This is a genomic window from Martinezella rhizogenes (genome assembly GCF_000799715.1).
Classification (GTDB): Bacteria; Pseudomonadota; Alphaproteobacteria; order Rhizobiales; family Rhizobiaceae; genus Rhizobium; species Rhizobium rhizogenes_C.
Genome location: NZ_JUHG01000013.1, coordinates 498,952 through 518,000 on the forward strand (window position 1 = coordinate 498,952; position 19,049 = coordinate 518,000).

Genomic DNA, 19,049 nt, shown 5'->3' on the forward strand with positions numbered 1-19,049 from the left:
GAAACCGCTGCTCGTGAGCCGTATTATGGCGTACCAAGATACTTAACCGTGAGATGCCGCCAATGCAACTATGGCCCTCGCCGACGCGATCAGAGGCCTGCAAGCGGGACATCGACGCTAGACGCCGCGTTTGTTGCCCCAGAGCAGGACGTGCAACTGCGGTAGAACACGCGCCTCGAACCATCGGTCGGCAGTCACCTTGTCCACGAGCCAAAGCATCCTATCCATGATCCCGTCGATGTCGATCCTCGCATCGTCCGCATCGGGCGGCGGCGGCGTATGGTTTCCCGGCTGGAGATAAACCGGCAGATGCGGGTAGCGGCTGGCGGCATCGCGCGCATAGGCATAGTCGCGGTCGTCGAAAACGACGATCTTCAGCGCGATCTGCGGCTTGTCCGCCGCCAAGCGCAGACAGTCGTCGAATGCGGCCCAATCCGTCACCATACCGCTCGACGGCGGCTTCGGGCTCAGTACGAGAGTATCGAGATCGGCGAACCAGTCCTTGGCGACGCTCCCCTGTGTTTCCAGCGCGAAGCCGTAGCCCTCATCATGTCCGCGCGCGATCAGCGAACCGAGGGGCTGAATCGCCGGATTGCCGCCGGACAGCGAGACCGTCAGCGGCTTACCGCCGGAAAGCCGGGTTACGTCTTGCCAGATCTCATCGACCGACATCGGCTGCCATTGATCGCGATAATCGCTATCGACGGCGTGCAGCGTATCGCACCAGGAACAGCGGTAGTCGCAGCCACCGGTGCGCACGAACACGGTCGGCAGGCCGATCAGTATCCCCTCGCCCTGGATCGTCGGCCCGAATATCTCGCTGATGCGGATCCGGGCCTCGCGTGCCTCGCTCATGGCCGATATTCCGCCCATGTCTTCGGCGTTTCGCTGACGCGCACCGCGGATGTCTCGGGCAGCATCGCCTTGCACCAGTCGTAGAAATGCTTGGCAAGACATTCCGACGTCACGCAGCCATGTCCGAGCACGTCGTTGAGATGACGGTGGTCGAAATTGTCGTCGATATAGCGCTTCAGGGGGCCAAGCTCGTGATAGTCGCGCACGAAACCATTGGCATCGAGCTCGGCGGCCGATAGCTCGACCTCGACGATATAATTGTGCCCATGCATCCGGGCGCATTGATGATCGTCGGCGAGATGCGTGAGCTGATGCGAGGCGGAGAAGTGGAATTCCTTGGTGATGCGGAACATCACTTCACCTCTTGGGCAGAAAAGCCAGCCGTCGCCGTTACCCAGAAATCCGGATCCTCGTAATCCGTCGGGTCCTGAACACCGGCAAGATAAAAGGCTTCGCGCCGTTCGACGCAGGTGCCGCAACGGCCGCAATGGCGCACGCCGCCCTTGTAGCAGGACCATGTCTCGGCGAAGGGCGTCTTGTGGCGGACGCCATCCGTCACGATGTCGGCCTTGGACGTCATGACGAAGGGCGCATAGAGCGAAACGCTGGCATAGCCGTCCAGCGCCTGGTTCTGCATCTGCTGAAAGGCGTCGATGAAGCCGGGCCGGCAATCCGGGTAGATGAAATGGTCGCCGCCATGAACGGCGACGGCAACTGCATCGGCCTTCTGCGCCGCAGCCAGACCAAAAGCGATCGCCAGCATGATCGCATTGCGGTTGGGAACGACGGTCGCCTTCATCGTTTCCTCGGCATAGTGCCCATCCGGCACATCGACATCGTCGGTGAGCGCCGATCCGGTCAGGTGCTTGCCGATGGTGGTAATGTCGATGATCTCATGCGGCACGCCGAGACGCTTGGCGCAGGCGGCGGCGAAATCCAGCTCCTTGCGGTGCCGTTGGCCGTAGTCGAACGAGACGAGGCCGATAAGCTGATGTTCCGCGGCAACCTTATGGGCGAGCGAAACGGAGTCCAGTCCGCCGGAGCAGACAACGATAGTCTTCATAATCTATGATCCCTTGTTTTGACCGGGTGGGCTGCGACCGGATACCTGAGCTTTTCAAAGGCTGCGGGTGCGCTCACTACCAGCAGAATCCCCGCGAGGCAAGCAGATCGGCAATTCCGGAAGAAGGTGTGCTGTTGCCCAGTGAGGCCCGTGCCCGGTCCTTCGCGACTGTCCGACGGTTTGGGAGACCATAGTTCAGCGTTTGCTGACCGCACCTGGTCGGCATCGACAGACTTATTGAAGCGCCCACGGATTTCGACGATCAGTTATGCCCTGTTCGTTGGCGGGCAGCCCAATCGACACTCGCACGAGCAGAAAATACTAGAAATATCGAAAAATGGGATGAAGAACGCCAAAACTTTCATCTGAGCAAATATAAAAGCAAACAAATGCCACTCGATTTAGGCTAAACCAGCCTGCAGGAGCGAGCGGGGAATCGACCCGCCACGAATGAGGAATAGACAGGAATAGACGATGAGTGACAGCGGCCCGCAGACCCTGGTATTTGAGAGAAATTCGAACCCCGTTCCGGCCAGCGAGCGCGAAGCGCTGCTCCAGAACCCCGGTTTCGGTCGTGTCTTCACCGATCACATGGCGACCATCCGCTATTCGGAGGGACGCGGCTGGTATGACGGGAAGATCGAAGCGCGCAAGGCTTTCAATCTCGACCCGGCCACCCTCGTGCTCCACTATGCTCAGGAAATCTTCGAGGGCATGAAAGCCTATCGTCTGCCCGATGGCGGCGCCACGCTCTTCCGTCCCGATGCCAATGCGCGGCGTTTCCGCAATTCCGCAACGCGGCTGGCGATGGCGCCGCTGCCGGAAGAGCTCTTCCGTGAGTCCGTGCGCGAACTGGTCAAGATCGACCGGGACTGGATACCGGCGACCGACGGCGCTGCGCTCTATCTGCGCCCGTTCATGATCGCCACCGAAAGCCTGCTCGGCGTCAAGCCTTCGGCCGACTATCTTTACTGTGTCATCGCCTCCTCCGTCGGCGCCTACTTCAAGGGCGGAGCATCGGCCGTGACGATCTGGCTGTCCGAGAATTATACGCGCGCCGCCCCCGGCGGTACCGGCGAGGCCAAATGCGGCGGCAACTATGCCGCAAGCCTTTCCGCGCAGGCGGAAGCGACCCGCGAAGGCTGCGACCAGGTCGTCTTCCTCGATGCGGTGGAACGTCGTTTCGTCGAAGAGCTCGGCGGCATGAACGTCTTCTTCGTCTTCGATGACGGCTCGCTTCAGACGCCGCCGCTGACCGGCACGATCCTGCCGGGCATCACCCGTGATTCCCTGATCATACTGGCGCGAGAGCTCGGGCTTACCGTGCGCGAGGAGCCCTATGCGATCGACCAATGGCAGGCGGATGCCGCCAGCGGCCGGCTACGCGAAGCCTTCGCCTGCGGCACCGCTGCAGTGGTGACACCGATCGGCAAGCTCAAGGGCCGCAAGCACAACTTCACCATCGGTGATGGCGGTGCGGGACCCGTGACGACGCGCCTGAAGACGGCGCTGCTCGACATTCAAAACGGACGTGCGCCCGACAAGCACGGCTGGCTGGAGCGGCTGTTCTAGCACCGGCTTGACGCTATCGTCAGCAGCGGCACTAACCTTTTTGGAATTTGACAGGCGGCGGGCCAATCAGTCAGCCGCCTGTCGGCGTTTTGGTGCTGCTATGCCCTGAGCCTGGCTCGCATAGAAGATGTGCATTAACGTATCGGCATCCTGGATTCTCATTCGTGACGGATGCCCGTCAGGAACCGAATTGTAGAGGGTTGCTCGATGTCACAGCCTCCACGGAAAAAGATAATTTACAACATGCTCGCATGGCCTGTTGTCGCGCTGGCTGGATTGTGCCTGCCAACGGTAGCGGCTGCCGATGAGCTGTTTGCGGGGATATGGGCACGTTCATGCGCCCATTTGTCGGGAGAGACGCTCATTTTTCATGACCACGACCGGCTCAGAATCGTGGACCTTGAATGCAAGATCCTTGGCTGGAAGAGGCGTCTAAACGTCTTCAGCACGGACATGCAATGCACTTTGGATGGCGTCGAGCGGCCCGAACAGATCACGGTTGCCAAGGAAGGCGACAAGCTACGCGTCACGATCGGAGATCGCACCCAGTTACTGCAACATTGTCCTTAAAGCGTCGATGCAGTCGTGCCGAAGCAATCCGCGCGGAAAGGAGTTGAGTTGCTAGGCGACTACGCGACCCGTCGCCGCACGGGATCACATCGCCCGCGAACTGGCAGACGACGCGATCCCTATGACATACCGGCTTTATGGTTCCATCACATGATCGACCGGCAAGTCAATACTTACGCTTGCCCGGATATCGGTGGCGCTGGCGGCAACGATCAGCTCGTATTCTCCGGCGTCCGCCCGGAAGCGCCCTACCTCGACATCGAAGTATGCCAGGTCGCGGGGCGTGACCTTCAGCACCGCCGTACCGGTCGAGCGCGGATCCAGCTTGAGCTTTGCAAAGGCACGCAGTTCCTTGAACGGCCGCTCGACCCTGGCGTTGGGAGAGCGAACATAAAGCTGCACCACGTCCGACCCCGTCCTGTCGCCGATATTGGTGACATCGATCGTCACTGTGAGACCATCCGGACCCATCTCCGTTCCCGATAGTTGCGGGGCAGCCCACGCAAAGCGGGTGTAGCCGAGACCGAAGCCGAAGGGGAAGAGCGGTTCGATCTCTCTGGTATCATGATGGCGATAGCCGACGAAAATCCCTTCTGCGTAGCGTACATGGCCGTCTCGGCCGGGATAGATCGACGGATCGCCGGTGATGGCGGAATTATCAGTGAGCGCCTTCGGGAAGGTCTGCGGCAAGCGGCCAGCAGGTTCGACGTCACCAAAGAGAACATCCGCGAGCGCGTTGCCAAGCTCCTGACCGGGATACCATATCTGCAGCACCGCACGCACCCTGCCAAGCCATGGCATTTCGATGGGGCCACCCGTCTGCAATACCACGACCACGTTGGGATTGGCTTCGCTGACCTTCTCAATCAGTTCTTCCTGGCGACCCGGCAGGCGCATGTCGGGCAGATCCAGACCTTCGGTATCCCACTCGCCCTCGCGGCCGACGAGGAGCAGCACGATATCGGACTTGCGGGCGGTCTCGACCGCCTCCGCGATACCGGCATCGCCAAGCGGCTTTTCGACGCCGAAACGGAGCGCGCATATGTTGATGCCGTCCAGACTTGCCTTTGGTGCCTCATACTCCACCACGACCCTATAGCGGCGTCCGGCCTCAAGTGTCGCCACCCGACGCTGCTCGCTGTTTGCGGTGCCAAAGAAGTTCTCGCCCTTCGTCCAGCCGTCATAACCGTCGACCACCAGTTCACCGTCTACATACAAGCGGGCAAGCCCGGCGTTGGTCATGCCGAAAACATGTTCGCCAGTCTCGTGTGGCACGAACGTCGCCGTCATGCGGGCCGAGAAATCAGCGATGTCAAGATCGCCGGACGGAAGATCGAACCAGAAGAATTCGCCCTTTTCGACGGTCTCGACATGGACCGGACGGCTCTCGAAACCGCGCCCCTTGAAATATTCCACCGTCATCTCGCCGCTGAAAGCGTCGATCAACCGGTTGTTGTTGCAGCCAGCCGCATGGCGGAGGCTGTTGGCGTTGGACAGGGCGGTGCGAATGCCCTCAAGCGGGCTTACCGTATAATGCGCGGCAATCCGTGCGCTTCCCCCGCCCATCACGCGCGCGGACGCGGCATTGGGGCCAATGACGGCGATCTGGTCGAAGGACGACTTGGCAAGCGGCAGTACGCCGTCATTCTTCAGAAGCACGGCGCCCTCCGTGCCGAGCTGGCGGATGAGCGCGCGATCCTCCGGCAGGTCAAGCGCGTGTTCGGTGAGATCAGGCGCCTTCTCAAAGGCGCCGACGCGCTCGAGAAGGAGGAGGATGCGGCGTGCGGACGCACGCACCGTCTCCGCCTTTACCTTGCCTTCCCTGACAGCCGCGACCAGCTTTTCGCCGCGATCCCTCGCAGGCCCGGGCATTTCCAAATCGAGCCCGGCGTTGATGGTCTCGGCCGTCGAGTGCGAACCGAACCAGTCGGACATGACGATGCCGTCGAAGCCCCATTCCTCGCGAAGGACTTTCGTCAGCAGCCAAGGGTTTTCGCTCGTATAGGTGCCGTTCAGTCTGTTGTAGGAAGACATGACAGCTTTTACACCGGCCTTCTTCACCGCTTCCTCGAAGGGCGGCAGATAGATTTCGCGCAGCGTCCGCTCGTCGACATCGGAGGACATCGTCTGCCGCTCGATCTCGGACTCGTTGGCAACGAAATGCTTGATCGTGGCCGCGACGCCCTGGCTCTGCACGCCATTGATATAGGCGACGGCGCAGGCGGCCGTCAGCGTCGGATCCTCCGAATAGCATTCGAAGTTGCGGCCGTTGAGGCCAGAGCGGTGAATGTTGACGGTCGGGGCCAGAAGCACCGATGCGCCCTTGCTCTTGGCCTGTCCGCCCAGCGCTACGCCAGCGCGCTCGATGAGCGCCGGGTTCCAGGTCGCCCCGAGCGCGATCGCAACCGGGAAGCAGGCGGATTGGACGCCGCCGACCAGCGACCCACCGCCACGGGCACCGTTCGGTCCGTCAGTGACCTTGATCTTCGGCACGCCCAGCCGCTCGATGGCTACGGTCGTCCAAAAATCCGCGCCCGAGAGCAGCGACACCTGCTCCTCCAGTGTCATCTTGTCGAGAATATCGTCGATCATAGGGGATCCTCCCATGTTAAACGGTCCGATCGGGACCATCAGGCAGGCGTTGCCGCCCGAGAAATTGATCTTGTCAACGCGCGCCGCGAACCGGCACGATCGCCAGTGCACCGAAGAAGGCACTGACCGCCGCCAAGGCATAGAGCAACGTGTAATTCTGTCCCGATCCGGAGCCAATGGCGAGCACGATCGGCGCAATGGCCGGAGCGATCGATTGCGGAACCGCATTGGCGATGTTGAGCACGCCCAGGTTCTTTGCCGCATTCGTCTCACGGTCCGGCAGGATGTCGACGACGAGCGCCTGGTCGACGGCATAATAGACACCAAAGCCGACCGAGGAGATAGCGACGCCGACGAAAAACATATTGAGGTCGGGCGCCATCATAATCACGGCGATACCGAGCGCATAGGTGGCAGCAGCGGCGAAGACGAAGGGTTTGCGGCGGCCTGTCCGGTCGGAAAGGTAACCGGAGATGATCGAGGAGGCGACGACGCAGCAGGTGGTGATCAGGATCGAGAAGAACATGGTCTGGCCGATACCGGCCTCGGCGACGCCGAGCTGGTCGGTGAGATAATAGACCTGATAGGAGGTCAGCACCGCAAAGCCGAAGAACACCAGAAAGCGACTGAGCCAAGCATAGCCGAAATCACGATACTTGACCGGATTGACCCAGAAGCTCGCCGCCAATTCACCCAATAGGTTGCCCGCAGGCGCAGGCTCATTGTCGGTAGGGCGATCGTCAAGCAGCAGGGCGAAGCCGATAATCGTGACGAGGCCGATTGCCGTCGGCACCAGGAACATCGCGTTGCTGCCCGTTCCCGTCAGCGATACCACGGCGCTGCCGATGAGCAAGGCGACATAGACCGACATGCCCGCAAGCGCGGAGATCATGCCCCGCTGCTGTTCCGGCACTTGATCGGGCACCACGGCGACCAGAGCCGCAAGCATCGCGTTATAGGCCACCTGCACGGCGCACCAGGCAATGCCGATCATCAGGAGGCTCGATGAATAGGCGATCACAAGCTGGGCGAGACTGCCGACGATGACGCCGCCGATGAGCCACGGCCTGCGGCGGCCAAAGCGGGAGCGCGTTCGGTCGGAAAGCTGCCCGAATATCGGATTAGCAAACAGCGCGAACAATGCACCGCTGCCGAGAATTGCGCCGAGGCTGCCGCCCTTGCCGACCGGATCGATCACACTCACGCGAATGGCAAGGGTGACGGCAATCGGCGTCATCACGGCAATGAAGAAGCCGAGATTGGCGAGTGCAAAGCCGACGATAAACGGAATGCTGACAGCCCTGGTCGGAGCGCCCGGTTGATGGGCATCCGCATTGCCGAGGCTGGCATGTACGATGGTCATGAGATATCCTCCACTCTTAAACCTACTGAGTACTCGGTCTTTTTAAAGAGTCAAGGGATGTGCACTGACAGGTTGGCCTGGGCATGCAAATCGCGCTAGAACCAAGTGAAATTGGGGGAAGAGAATGATCGTTGGACCGGGCGCGGAAACTCAAAGCGAAGGCAAGCGGCGGCGAATCTCCACCAAAGGCGCTTCGCGGCGTGAGGCAATCCTCGCTGCCGCCATGCATCGCTTCTCCAGAGAAGGCTACCAGAGCGCCGCCATTGCGGATGTCGCCAAGGATGTCGGCCTGTCCCTTCCCGGCCTGCTGCATCATTTTCCGACCAAGGTCGACCTGCTGTTGGCCATCCTCGACAAGCGGGATCTCGAGAGTTCGACCGCAATCGACATCGATCAGGCGAATTGGCGCGCCTTTCTGCTGGGGCTGATCCAGATTGCAAAATACAACACCAGCATTCCTGAAGTCGTCCGTGCCTTCGCAATCCTCAATGCCGAAAGCCTGACGCAGAATCATCCGGCAAAGGACTGGTTCAGCAATCGCGCGCGGCAGTTACAGACGAATATCGCGGCAAAGCTCGAAGATGGCATATTGCGGGGAGAAGTGAAGCGAGACGTCGACTGTCCGGCGATCGCCGCTGAGGTGATCGCTATGATGGACGGCCTGCAAATGCTATGGCTGCGCGATCCCAAATCATTCGACATGGTCGACGCCGTCGCCAACTACATAGAGCGCCTGATACTAGACCTGCAAGTTGCGCCGCCGATACAGGTCTAGCTGACGCTGGCGATCAGGACGACCGCATGTGCTCGTCTTCCGCCGCCACCATCGATGGCGACAGGCCGGTCCAGCCCTTGAACGCCCTCCAGAATACCGTGCTGTCCGCATAGCCCAAGGTGTCGGCAAGGCGGGAATAGCCCGATGTGCCGGCCCTGAGATAAAGCTGCGCGATCCCGGCGCGATATTCCCGCACCAGGGCGCGGACCGACGTATTCTCGTCGCCGAGGCGTCGCTGCAGGGTCCTGACCGAAAGTTTCAGCTCGGCGGCAACGGCTGCGATGGTGATCGGCTTGTGGCCGAGATAGATGGCGATGACCGACAGCACCTTTTCCCGCACGCCGTCCTGATCGCTATTACCGGAAGAGAGATCGCCGATATGACGCTCGAGGATGGCCGTCAGATCGCGATCCTCGTTGCGATAATGGCGGTCTGCGTCCGTCTTCAGCATGACGATCCGGTTGCTGGATTGCGAGAAAAGAAGCGGAGCCCGGAAGATCCTTTGCAACGGCTCCCGGTCGCGGGGGGCCGCATGTTCGAAGTGAATTTCCACAGGACGCCAGGATGCGCTGAAGGAACTGCGCACGAGCTGGCAGGATGCGGCAAGGGAATATTCCGTATCCTGATGGCGCGGCCACAGTTGCGGATCCTCGAGCTTATAACTCCAGAGCAGATGATCGCCTTCTTCGATCAGGCCGGCACGCGTGACGCCCTGTAGCGCGACGACGTGTTTCGAGATGCGCTGAAAGGCGGACCGGATGGTCGAGGAAGCGGAAAACAATATGCCCAGCGGACCGATATCGGCCGGCTTGAACGAGATGCCGAGCCGGGCGCCGAGCGTCGGCTCGCGCAGGATTTCGGCTGCCTCTTCGAAGATGGCCACATAGCGCGCCAGAGGCACGAAGGCGTAGGGATCGTCGAGTTGCGACCGCAAAATCCCGTGACAGGCAAGAAGAACGTCGGTTTTGCCGTGTTTCTTGTCCAATTCCTGCACCAGAGGGACAAGCACGGAGGCGCGAATTGCGGCAATCGCGGGAGGGCGCCTGCTGAAATCGGATGCACCTGCCATTCAATTCACCTTCACGGCGCCGCGTGGCGCGGTTTATCGAAACTATGGCGTATCCTGCAATTCTTGGACCAGACCGAAGCCCCTAGCCTGAGCTGATAAAAGCTAAAAGCAGGGGTTCTCATGTCTGTCGAAACGAGCATGCCCAATCAACCATCAGGCCGGCTTCAGAAGAATTCGATCGGTCTTCTTCACATCGTCTTCTTCGTCGTCGCGGCGGCAGCACCGCTGACGGCGGTGGTCGGTGCGTCGCCCGCTGCCTTCGCATTCGGCAACGGCGCGGGCGTCCCCGGCGCCTTCGTGCTGTCCGGATTGCTCTACCTGATCTTCAGCGTCGGCTTTACGGCCATGAGCCGCTATGTCGGCGGTGCGGGCGCCTTCTACACTTATATCGCCCAGGGCATCGGCAAACCGGCCGGCGTCGGCGGAGCGATGATGGCGATCGTCACCTATAGCGCCGTCCAGATCGCGATCTACGCGCTGTTCGGCGTCTTTGTCGGCGGCGCTCTCGCGCCGCTCGGCTTGACGCTGCCATGGTGGGTCTATTCCTTTGCGGCGATCGTCATCGTGACCCTATGCGGGCAGCGAAACATCGCCTTCAGCGGTCATATTCTCGGCGTCTGCATGATCGCCGAGATCGCCATCCTGCTGCTGCTCGATATCGGCATCGTCTTTTCCGGCGGCGGCCCGGAAGGCATGGGGTTGACCTCCTTTGCACCCTCCACGGTGCTTGGACCAGGCCTCGGCGTGGCGCTTGTCTTCGTCATCGGCTCCTTTATCGGTTTTGAGGCAACGGCGATCTTCGCCGAAGAGGCCGAGACGCCGGAAAAGACCATCCCGCGCGCGACCTATGTCGCGGTGTTGCTGATCACCGTCTTCTACGCATTCTCCACCTGGGCGATCGTGCAATATTACGGGCCATCAAAGGTTTCGGGAGCAGCCCAAGCCGGCCTCGATACCTTCTTCTTCAACGCTGCCGGCGCCGTGCTGGGCAGTTGGTCCGTGCAGGTGATGAACATCCTGCTGATCACCAGCCTGTTTGCCTGCGTGCTGTCGTTCCACAATACGATTAACCGCTATTTCTTCGCACTCGGTCGTGAGGGGATCGTGCTCCAAGTCCTCGGCACGGTGCACGCCAAGCATGGGTCGCCCTATATTGCCGGCCTCGTTCAAAGCGCCATTGCCGCGGTCATCCTAGCGGGCTTTGTCATCGGCGATCAGGACCCCTATGCGGTGGTCTTCTCCTGGATGGCGGCCTTGGGGACGATCGGCATTCTCGCGGTGCAAGTGCTTGTCTGCGTGGCCGTCATCCTCTTCTTCCGCAAGGCGAAGAGTGGTCTCAGCCTCTGGAAGACCCTGATTGCGCCGGCGATCAGCCTGCTTGGCCTTCTCGGTGCACTGTGTCTGGTCAGCGCCAACCTGTCGCTCCTCTCCGGCTCGGAAAGCCTGATCGTCGCATCCTTCCCCTACTTCATTGCGCTTGTCGGCCTGTTGGGCGCGGCCTTCGCAGTATGGCTGAAATCCAGCCGCCCTACCCTCTACGCTTCACTCGGGAAGGTCTTCGAATGATGCAGGCTCTTCTTCCCTCCTTCGATGATCGCGGGTTTTTCGCGGTCATCGCCACCATCGTGATCGCGATGCTCTTTGCAGCTTCCGTTCATTTCCACCTCCTCTGCGGCATTGTCTGCCTTCACGGCGAAGACGCGATGATGCCGGCCGATATCTGCCACGCCGCCACGGCTGGCCGTTGAGCGTAGCCCTCTGGGGCAGCCATCATCCCGACACCAAGGCCGTCATCGCCGCGTTTATTCAGAAAGGACAGTTTCATGGACGCTCAGGTTTCCGTCACCCATCCGCTCGATCCCTTGAGCCTCGTCGAAATCGAGGAAGCAGTGCTGATCGCCAGGGAGGGCCGCAAGCTCGGTCCGCAATGCCGCTTCCCGATCATCCGGTTGGAGGAGCCGACGAAGGCTGATATCTCCGCCTGGAAATCCGGCGCGGCACTCCCACGCCTCGCTTTCGTGCTGGTGCTCGATACCCTGTCCGGCGAGGTCACCGAGGCGATCGTCGATCTCAGCCGCAAGCAGGTGCACAGCTTCGAGCGCCTGCCACTCGATCAGGCGCCCTATGGTCAACCGCCTGTCATGATCGAGGAATTCATGCGCTGCGAGGAGATCGTCAAGAACGATCCGGCCTGGCGCGCGGCGGTCAAGCGCCGCGGCATTACCGAAGAGGATATCCCTCTCGTCCAGATCGATCCCTTTTCCTCGGGCTATTTCGGCCGCGATTTCGAGAAGGGCAAGCGCATCGTGCGCGCCGTCAGCTACTGGCGCGAGGATATCCGCGACAACGGCTATGCCCATCCGATCGAAGGCGTGGTGGCTGTGGTCGATCTGATCAGCAACAAGGTCGTCGACCTCGTCGATGATGAAAAGGCGCCGCCGGTTCCGAAGAAAAAACGAAATTATGGTCGCGAAGCCTTTCCCGAGACGCGCAAGGACGTCAAGCCGCTCAACATCGTCCAGCCGGATGGTCCGAGCTTCAGTGTCGATGGCTGGAAGGTCGAATGGCAGAACTGGAGTTTCCGCGTCGGCTTCACACCGCGCGAGGGGCTGGTGCTGCACGAACTGGCGATCAACGACAAGGGCCGGCTGCGGCCGATCATCTTTCGCGCCAGTGTCACCGAAATGGTCGTTCCCTATGCCGATCCGACAGCGAATCATTATTGGAAGAGCGCTTTCGACGCCGGTGAATACGGCCTCGGCCGACTGGCGAACTCGCTGGAACTCGGCTGCGACTGCCTGGGCCAGATCCATTATTTCGACATTCCGGCCGCCGACGACCTCGGCCAGCCATTCGTGATGAAGAATGCGGTCTGCATGCACGAGGAGGATTACGGCATCCTCTGGAAGCACTACGAGTTCCGCAACGACATTTTCGAAGTGCGCCGCTCGCGCCGCCTGGTGATCAGCTTCTTCGCAACCGTCGGCAATTACGACTATGGCTTCTACTGGCATCTCTATCAGGACGGCACCATCCAGCTCGAGGCCAAGCTGACCGGCATTATCCAGACGGCGGCCGTCGCGCCCGGCGAGACTTATCCATGGGGCGGCATGGTGGACGAGAACCTTGGCGGACCAACCCATCAGCATTTCTTCAACGCGCGCCTGCACATGGATGTCGATGGCGGCGGCAATACGGTAACCGAGCACGAATTCGTGCCGCGTCCCTGGGGCAAGGATAATCCTTACGGCAATGTCTTCGACACGACGACGAAGGTACTCGCACGCGAACTGGATTCGCCTGCCGTCGCCGACGGCATCACCGGCAAATACTGGAAGGTCAGCAATCCAAACGAGAAAAACAGCGTCGGCCGCGCGCCCGGCTACAAGATCGCCGTCATGCCGAGCCCGTTGATGCTGGCACAGGAAGGCTCGACCGTGCGTGACCGGGGCGGCTTTGCGACCAAGCACATCTGGGTCACGGCCTTCGATCCCAAGGAGAAGTATGCAAGCGGCGACTATCCAAACGTCCATGCCGGCGGTGATGGGCTGCCGAACTATGTGAAGCAGAACCGGCCGATTGAAAACGCGGATGTCGTTCTGTGGCATTCCTTCGGCCACACACATGTCTGCAAGCCCGAGGACTTCCCCATCATGCCCGTCGAATATGCCGGCTTTACGCTAAAGCCGAACGGCTTCTTTGGCGAGAACATCGCGATGAACCTGCCGGCCGATACGAACCGGCACAGCATCGACAACCGGCAACCATCATCTTCAGAAGGAGGACAGACCTGTTGCCACGGAAAATGAACGGCCTTGAACTTCCTGCGGGATTCTGACCAGCGACGGTCGCCCCACCCGAAAACATTATCTCGTTCACCCAGTCGCCAGCTCGTCTGCGCACGGATGGGAAAAGGGATAAGCATGGATAAGGAATTATCGGGCGCCGATTGCGGGTGCGTTCCTTCCCCGCTCAGCTGACAGAGGCTGCGATCGGCGTCGCCATTTTGAACCGGATGCTCGCCTGAGCCCCCCGAAATCCATTTGATGCGAAGCAGCAGAGGGGATCCTTGTCGCTGGCGACCGACGATTTCATGCCATGGCCGATTATGGTCCAACTGTTAGATTCAGAATATCATGACGGCATCTTGATAATTTTATCAGTGTAGCGCTAAATTCTTCTCGGATTGTTCTCTATATCGAAAACGTATTTATTGGACTTGAAGAATAGCTATGAGTTGGATTGCTGTGTCTTTAGGATCATCAGCGGGATTTCTCGCTCGAATTCGCAAGATTTTCAACAGATCTTCGCGTGGCCGCCGAATTCATTCTTTACCGGAACGGTTACAATTTGATGATGTTCTTCATGCAGAGCGCCGTCTCCTTTATATCTGCGGCTTTGCGCCACATCCCAATTCAAGCTCCTCGGGACAGAAGATTGCCTTTGCGAAAATCGAGGAATTTTCCAAATCCTTCACCAGGATCGATGTTTTATATTTTATCAATGAGCTGGAAGAACTTGACGCTGGCCGCGCTTTGCCCCCGTGGCCCGCCAACGTTGGCGACAAGATCCCGATGCACATCACGAGGGGTATGCGGATCGCAGCCGGTCTGCTGATGCCGCATCTGCCGATGTTCGTCTCGGTTCGCCGGCTTGCAGCAAGACGGGAAATCGCACAGCGCGTTTCCGATCCCGCCTATACAGATTTCTACAGCGATTTCTCTCAAGGCTCGGCCGTGCTGTCGCGCCGACAGTTGGCGCGGTTCACCGTTCGGCAGCATGATGTGGTGTCGAAGCTCTATGGACGGCAGGCCGACAATGCCGGCGGACTGAAGAAACTCTTCTACCGGATGGAAAAGCTGAAGACCCAAGCATGGGAGCGCGGTGTGTGGTCCAGCGCCGCAGGGATTGAAACTCTCTCCGAGGACGATGCAACGCTCATCCGCTCTGCGCACCCGTCCACGCCGGTGAGGTGCGTACCGCCGACGACGACCGTGGCGCTGAACCCTCAAATGCGCACCGAGGCCACGATCGTGCCCGGACGTATGATCTTCTTCGGAAACATGTCACGGCAGGAAAACATCGACGCCGTCGTCTGGATGGCACGCGATATCCTACCGCAAATTCACCAGCGCAATCCGGAAGCCCATCTCTGGATCATCGGGGCGCATCCGTCGGACGAGGTATTGGCCCTGTCAGGGCCATCGATTCATGTGACAGGGTTCGTCGAATCTCCGATGGAGCTATTTGCCCAGGCGGAGATTGCGGTCGTTCCCCTGCGGCTCGGCTCAGGCGTCAAGATCAAGGTGATCGAGACGATCGCAGCCGGTATTCCCACCATTACGACACCGGTTGGCGCAGAGGGCATCCCCTCGCATAGCTTACTGACGATTGCCGGATCGGCAATGGAGTTCGCAGAGAGTGTCTGTCGTGCTTTCGCCAGAGAGTGAGGACGCGCATTCGTCGTCACGTAACAGATAGCGGACGGCATTATGCGTTCTCAGCGCCGATATGCATTGTAACAGCAAAACAAACTGCATCGCTGGCATGGACGCAATGACGGCGATGCAGCGTCAGTATTTGCCACACTATCCCAGATCGAAATTACGTTCGGTGGACGACAGTGAGCTTCAGTCTATCCTTATACGCCGGTATTTGTGACGAAACACACAATGGACCCTGCAGAACCCTAGCCAGATTTGCAGCCAATTCGCTGGCATGCTCCGACAGACATGTCAGATGATGGCCCGACAGCTGGATATGGCGAAAGCTGCTGGCCAGGAGTGACCACTGGATTCCGTCATAAAGCCCGCAGCGCCGCCCACCGTGATCGAGCCCCGTCGAAAGAACAACGATCGGAGTTGTCGTCGGTGGAGGTAGATAGGATGCAGTGGCCGCCAGATAAACACTGCGCAGCGCCGCGTTCGTCTCCCGGATACGACGCTCCTCGGTTTCCGCCAAATCCGCGGTCTTGGCGGCATGCTTCAAGTGGTGTGCCGCGAGATTGTGCAGGAGCCGCACGATATCGCCCGGCGGCAGGCGGACGGTTCGGCCGATATTCCAAAACGCGTTCATCAGGTGGCCGAACGATTTTTGCACCCTCAGTGAGCGCCTTTCCACCGTGGTAAGGGTCGCGGCAACGGCTCCATGCAAACGCCTGTAGTAGGGCCACGTATTCAGCGATGGCGGCTCGATCATCAAGATGAGCTCGACCTCACGGCCTTGCTCCTTGAGCAATCTGGCGCATTCGTAGGCGACCAGTGCACCGTTGCAATAGCCGCCAAGCCTGTAGGGTCCGGCAGGGCAGAAGGCGAGAATATCTTTCAGACGCTCCTTTGCCATCCATTCGATACTTGGGCGTAAGCTTGGATCCTCAAGTCCGTGCGGCGCAAGGGCCGCAATGGGATAGCCGCACTCGGCAGCCAGACGGCGAACATAGAATCCGCCCATCTCGAAATCACCATGCAGGAAGATGAGCGGGTTGCCCGCCATTTCGGTATTGTAGAGTTTGAGCGTTTCGCTTTCCTCCGCACACGCCCTGCGCCAAAACCTCAGCTTTTCAAGACGACGGCCTCTGATGTCGTCTTTTACTCTGTTTTCGTCATTCATGACTCCCCCCAATCACCCACCTTAGAACACTGGCTGCACCAGCAGCGGCGCCAGATGCAGCGGCCGCGTGGCCTTTCTCTTGGAATGGATATCCTGCCACACTCGCTCCACCTGATCGGTCGTCAACTGCGTGGCTTTAGCTGTTTCCTCTAACCCAAGCCCCTCGTTCAGGGCATGGAGACACAGATCCATGCGGTCGTAGGGCAATGCGAAGTAAAACTCCTCCTGGGTTTGAGCGAGCGACCATGTATCGGTTGTCGGAGGTCTGCGACAGACCTCTTCCGGCACACCAAGATATTCGGCGAGCTGATAGACCTGCGACTTATACAGATGCGCGATCGGCTTCAGATCGGCTGCCCCATCGCCATTCTTCACGAAGAAGCCCTGATCGTATTCGAGCCGGTTCGGCGTTCCCAAGACTGCATAGTTCAGGCGATCCGCATGGTAGTATTCCATCTGCTTGCGGGTTCGCTGTTTCATGTTGGTGGCAGCGACAATGCCGAGATAGACGGAAGCCGGCATGCGGTGTCGCGTCTGCGACCCATCCGGAGCCTGAAGCACCAGCGTCGAGATGGCATATCCTTCGCTGGCCAGCGGACTGGAGATCGCCACCTTGCACGACCATCCCGCACCATAGGCGGGTTCGACTTGCCGGATAAAGTCGTCGCGCCGCTCGTAGCAGCCCATCGCCGCAAGAGCAGAACCAATATCCTCGATCGCTCCTTCAAGCGAAAAGGCCTTGGCGACCTCTTGTCCAAGCGAGAGACTTTCCGGGTCGGAATCGTTTTCCGGCATGAAGATAGCAAAGACGTTGCGCGCGCCGAGCGCATGGGCGGCAAGAGCCGCGCAGACACTGGAATCCACGCCTCCGGACAAACCTATGACAAGTCCTCGTCGACGCATCTTGTTGCGCACCTGATCGCGCATGGCCTCAGCGATACGATCGACCTCTGCCGCGGCGTCTATGCGCAAAGCATCCGAGGACAGTACGCTATGGATGGAGAGAGGACTTGGGTTCATTCTGCCAGCTCCATTGAATGCTCGAATTCTTCTGCAGCGAGCCTGCGGCTCACCTTTCCAGTATCGGTCTTGGGCAACTCCGTGCGGAAAGAGACGGAACGCGGCACCATGAAATCCTCAAGATTTCTCTGACAGTGGCGAATGACCATCTGCTCGTTGAGAGAGGGATCGTAGGCAACGATGACGGCATGAATCGCCTGCCCCAGAATCGGATCCCGCCTGCCGAAGACGACGACTTCCGCCACACCCGGACAGGAGTGAATGGCAGCCTCGACTTCTTTTGGCGCTACTTTCTCGCCGCGTGTCTTGATGATGTCGTCCTTGCGGCCGACGAAATAGAGGAAACCATCGGCATCGGCTCGAAACAGGTCGCCAGTGTAGAGGACACGCTCCCATGGATTTGGCCCGCGTCGCAACACCTTCGCGGTTGCCTCTTCATTCTCCCAATAGCCCTGCATGACGTGCGGACCGCGAATGACGAGCTCCCCTACGACACCGTGCGCGACCTTTCGGCCTTGATCGTCCACCACATAGGCCTGTGTATTCGGTATGGCGATGCCGACCGAACCGGGACGAACATCGAGTTGCGACGGCGGCAGCCAGGTGCAACGCTTGCATTCGGTCAAACCGTACATCGAAAATACCATCACATCCGGAAACAGTGCCCGCAGACGTTCGATGTGCTCGGGCGGAAGCGCGGCAGCGGTGTTGGTGATATAGCGAAGCGCCGGCAAAGGGCCGGGAACCATATCCCGCATGTTCAGAATCAACGCGGCCATGGTTGGAACCAGTGGGAATCCCGTGACCCTTTCTCGACGCATGGTATCGAAAATGGCTTGAGGGAAGGCGAAGGATTTCTCCAGAACGATCGTCGCGCCGACCTTCGTCGCCATCAGGATCTGATAAAGCCCATAGTCGAAGGCGATCGGCAGAACATTCAGGATCACATCGTCGGCGGTATTCCTCAGATAGGCGGTGATCGATGTCGCTGCCGCTTCGATATTTCGATGCGTCATCATCACACCCTTCGGCCGTCCCGTCGAACCCGAGGTGTAAATCAGCATTGCCAGATCAATGTCGATCCCGCCATGGCCAACCGGTCGTGCCGAACCGGCGATGCTGTCTGAGAAGCGCGAGGCGCCGGGCAGAAGCGATCCGGGATCTCCTGATATGATCGCCACCTCCACATTGGTTTCCTCCGCTAGAGCCTGTTCGAGAACGCCGGCCAGCCTTGCCTGCGTGATCACCGCGCGAGCACGGCAATTGCGCAATACGAAGGCCAGCTTGTCCGCCTTGGTCGAAGGATTGACCGGACTGAAGACACCCCCTGCTTTCAGAACGGCAAAGATGGAAACAACCGCTTCCCAGCAGTTATCCATGAATATGATCGTACGATCACCCGGTCGCAGGCCCTTGATCTGCAGGTCCGCCGCCAGATGATCCGAAAGCGCGTCAAGATCGGTGAAACTCAGGCTCATGTCCCTTGTCACAAGAGCCAACTTGTCTCCCCATCGTCTGGCGCTGTATCGCAGGAAATTCTCGACGCGCATTGTCTCCTCCC

The 19,049-nt window shown here is 59.6% G+C and carries 16 protein-coding genes; 7 read left to right on the plus strand and 9 right to left on the minus strand.

The features are described from left to right. Positions 1 to 117: 117 nt before the first annotated feature. The 3 genes from queE to queC are packed head-to-tail and all read right to left on the minus strand — an operon-like array spanning position 118 to position 1,918. On the minus strand, positions 118 to 855 hold the full coding sequence (gene queE, locus EX00_RS14260; RefSeq protein ID WP_047458803.1) for a 7-carboxy-7-deazaguanine synthase QueE: 738 nt from the start codon (positions 853 to 855) through the stop codon (positions 118 to 120). Then, a complete protein-coding gene (gene queD, locus EX00_RS14265) occupies positions 852 to 1,208 on the minus strand; it encodes a 6-carboxytetrahydropterin synthase QueD (RefSeq protein ID WP_047458806.1) in 357 nt (118 codons plus the stop codon). Before queD ends, queE begins: the two co-directional genes overlap by 4 nt. Next, entirely contained in the window at positions 1,208 to 1,918 is a 711-nt protein-coding gene (queC, locus tag EX00_RS14270) for a 7-cyano-7-deazaguanine synthase QueC (RefSeq protein ID WP_047458810.1), read from the minus strand. The genes queD and queC overlap by 1 nt, the downstream gene beginning before the upstream one ends. Positions 1,919 to 2,392: 474 nt before the next feature. On the opposite strand from queC, the gene EX00_RS14275 reads away from it, so the two are divergent. Together EX00_RS14275 and EX00_RS14280 are read left to right on the plus strand one after the other, a co-directional pair. Beyond that, the gene (locus EX00_RS14275; protein WP_047458812.1) at positions 2,393 to 3,490 is read left to right on the plus strand and encodes a branched-chain amino acid aminotransferase; all 1,098 of its coding nucleotides are present in this window, start codon (positions 2,393 to 2,395) and stop codon (positions 3,488 to 3,490) included. 243 nt (positions 3,491 to 3,733) lie between these two features. Next, positions 3,734 to 4,060 (plus strand): hypothetical protein, encoded by a 327-nt coding sequence (locus tag EX00_RS14280; protein WP_047458814.1) that lies wholly within the window; start codon positions 3,734 to 3,736, stop codon positions 4,058 to 4,060. 135 nt (positions 4,061 to 4,195) lie between these two features. Here EX00_RS14280 and EX00_RS14285 read toward each other — a convergent pair whose 3' ends face one another. Both EX00_RS14285 and EX00_RS14290 read right to left on the minus strand, forming a co-directional pair. Next, positions 4,196 to 6,652 carry a beta-glucosidase gene (locus EX00_RS14285; RefSeq protein ID WP_047458815.1) on the minus strand — a complete coding sequence of 819 codons (2,457 nt, stop codon included), beginning with the start codon at positions 6,650 to 6,652 and terminating at the stop codon, positions 4,196 to 4,198. Positions 6,653 to 6,725: 73 nt separating this feature from the next. Next, positions 6,726 to 8,015 carry an MFS transporter gene (locus EX00_RS14290; protein ID WP_047458817.1) on the minus strand — a complete coding sequence of 430 codons (1,290 nt, stop codon included), beginning with the start codon at positions 8,013 to 8,015 and terminating at the stop codon, positions 6,726 to 6,728. Positions 8,016 to 8,139: 124 nt separating this feature from the next. Here EX00_RS14290 and EX00_RS14295 point away from each other — a divergent pair, with 124 nt between their 5' ends. Beyond that, entirely contained in the window at positions 8,140 to 8,790 is a 651-nt protein-coding gene (locus tag EX00_RS14295; protein ID WP_047458820.1) for a TetR/AcrR family transcriptional regulator, read from the plus strand. 13 nt (positions 8,791 to 8,803) lie between these two features. Here the strand turns inward: EX00_RS14295 and EX00_RS14300 are convergent, their stop codons facing one another. Beyond that, positions 8,804 to 9,859 (minus strand): AraC family transcriptional regulator, encoded by a 1,056-nt coding sequence (locus tag EX00_RS14300; RefSeq protein ID WP_047458824.1) that lies wholly within the window; start codon positions 9,857 to 9,859, stop codon positions 8,804 to 8,806. 120 nt (positions 9,860 to 9,979) lie between these two features. Between EX00_RS14300 and EX00_RS14305 the strand changes: the two genes are divergently transcribed. From EX00_RS14305 to EX00_RS14320, 4 genes are all read left to right on the plus strand, one after another. Beyond that, positions 9,980 to 11,425, plus strand: a complete 1,446-nt coding sequence (locus EX00_RS14305) for an APC family permease (RefSeq protein WP_047458827.1) — start codon at positions 9,980 to 9,982, stop codon at positions 11,423 to 11,425. Beyond that, positions 11,422 to 11,607: a hypothetical protein gene (locus EX00_RS14310; RefSeq protein WP_047458830.1), complete on the plus strand. Its 186-nt coding sequence runs from the start codon at positions 11,422 to 11,424 to the stop codon at positions 11,605 to 11,607. The genes EX00_RS14305 and EX00_RS14310 overlap by 4 nt, the downstream gene beginning before the upstream one ends. A 75-nt stretch (positions 11,608 to 11,682) precedes the next feature. Further along, on the plus strand, positions 11,683 to 13,668 hold the full coding sequence (locus EX00_RS14315) for a primary-amine oxidase (protein WP_047458832.1): 1,986 nt from the start codon (positions 11,683 to 11,685) through the stop codon (positions 13,666 to 13,668). Positions 13,669 to 14,433: 765 nt separating this feature from the next. Continuing rightward, the gene (locus tag EX00_RS14320; RefSeq protein WP_234709016.1) at positions 14,434 to 15,309 is read left to right on the plus strand and encodes a glycosyltransferase family 4 protein; all 876 of its coding nucleotides are present in this window, start codon (positions 14,434 to 14,436) and stop codon (positions 15,307 to 15,309) included. A 154-nt stretch (positions 15,310 to 15,463) separates the two neighbouring features. On the opposite strand, the gene EX00_RS14325 is transcribed toward EX00_RS14320, so the two are convergent. From EX00_RS14325 to EX00_RS14335, 3 genes are read right to left on the minus strand one after another with little or no spacing between them, the layout of a single operon-like run. Beyond that, positions 15,464 to 16,468: a thioesterase domain-containing protein gene (locus tag EX00_RS14325; RefSeq protein ID WP_047458835.1), complete on the minus strand. Its 1,005-nt coding sequence runs from the start codon at positions 16,466 to 16,468 to the stop codon at positions 15,464 to 15,466. Positions 16,469 to 16,489: 21 nt separating this feature from the next. Next, the gene (nadE, locus tag EX00_RS14330) at positions 16,490 to 17,488 is read right to left on the minus strand and encodes an NAD(+) synthase (RefSeq protein ID WP_047458838.1); all 999 of its coding nucleotides are present in this window, start codon (positions 17,486 to 17,488) and stop codon (positions 16,490 to 16,492) included. Further along, positions 17,485 to 19,038 (minus strand): class I adenylate-forming enzyme family protein, encoded by a 1,554-nt coding sequence (locus EX00_RS14335; protein ID WP_047458841.1) that lies wholly within the window; start codon positions 19,036 to 19,038, stop codon positions 17,485 to 17,487. Before EX00_RS14335 ends, nadE begins: the two co-directional genes overlap by 4 nt. Positions 19,039 to 19,049: the final 11 nt, after the last annotated feature.

Coding starts and splice junctions, on each gene's coding strand:
- queE (WP_047458803.1), bottom strand. CDS start 855: ATGAGCGAGGCACGCGAGGCCCGGATCCGCATCAGCGAGATATTCGGG.
- queD (WP_047458806.1), bottom strand. CDS start 1,208: ATGTTCCGCATCACCAAGGAATTCCACTTCTCCGCCTCGCATCAGCTC.
- queC (WP_047458810.1), bottom strand. CDS start 1,918: ATGAAGACTATCGTTGTCTGCTCCGGCGGACTGGACTCCGTTTCGCTC.
- EX00_RS14275 (WP_047458812.1), top strand. CDS start 2,393: ATGAGTGACAGCGGCCCGCAGACCCTGGTATTTGAGAGAAATTCGAAC.
- EX00_RS14280 (WP_047458814.1), top strand. CDS start 3,734: ATGCTCGCATGGCCTGTTGTCGCGCTGGCTGGATTGTGCCTGCCAACG.
- EX00_RS14285 (WP_047458815.1), bottom strand. CDS start 6,652: ATGATCGACGATATTCTCGACAAGATGACACTGGAGGAGCAGGTGTCG.
- EX00_RS14290 (WP_047458817.1), bottom strand. CDS start 8,015: ATGACCATCGTACATGCCAGCCTCGGCAATGCGGATGCCCATCAACCG.
- EX00_RS14295 (WP_047458820.1), top strand. CDS start 8,140: ATGATCGTTGGACCGGGCGCGGAAACTCAAAGCGAAGGCAAGCGGCGG.
- EX00_RS14300 (WP_047458824.1), bottom strand. CDS start 9,859: ATGGCAGGTGCATCCGATTTCAGCAGGCGCCCTCCCGCGATTGCCGCA.
- EX00_RS14305 (WP_047458827.1), top strand. CDS start 9,980: ATGTCTGTCGAAACGAGCATGCCCAATCAACCATCAGGCCGGCTTCAG.
- EX00_RS14310 (WP_047458830.1), top strand. CDS start 11,422: ATGATGCAGGCTCTTCTTCCCTCCTTCGATGATCGCGGGTTTTTCGCG.
- EX00_RS14315 (WP_047458832.1), top strand. CDS start 11,683: ATGGACGCTCAGGTTTCCGTCACCCATCCGCTCGATCCCTTGAGCCTC.
- EX00_RS14320 (WP_234709016.1), top strand. CDS start 14,434: ATGCACATCACGAGGGGTATGCGGATCGCAGCCGGTCTGCTGATGCCG.
- EX00_RS14325 (WP_047458835.1), bottom strand. CDS start 16,468: ATGAATGACGAAAACAGAGTAAAAGACGACATCAGAGGCCGTCGTCTT.
- nadE (WP_047458838.1), bottom strand. CDS start 17,488: ATGAACCCAAGTCCTCTCTCCATCCATAGCGTACTGTCCTCGGATGCT.
- EX00_RS14335 (WP_047458841.1), bottom strand. CDS start 19,038: ATGCGCGTCGAGAATTTCCTGCGATACAGCGCCAGACGATGGGGAGAC.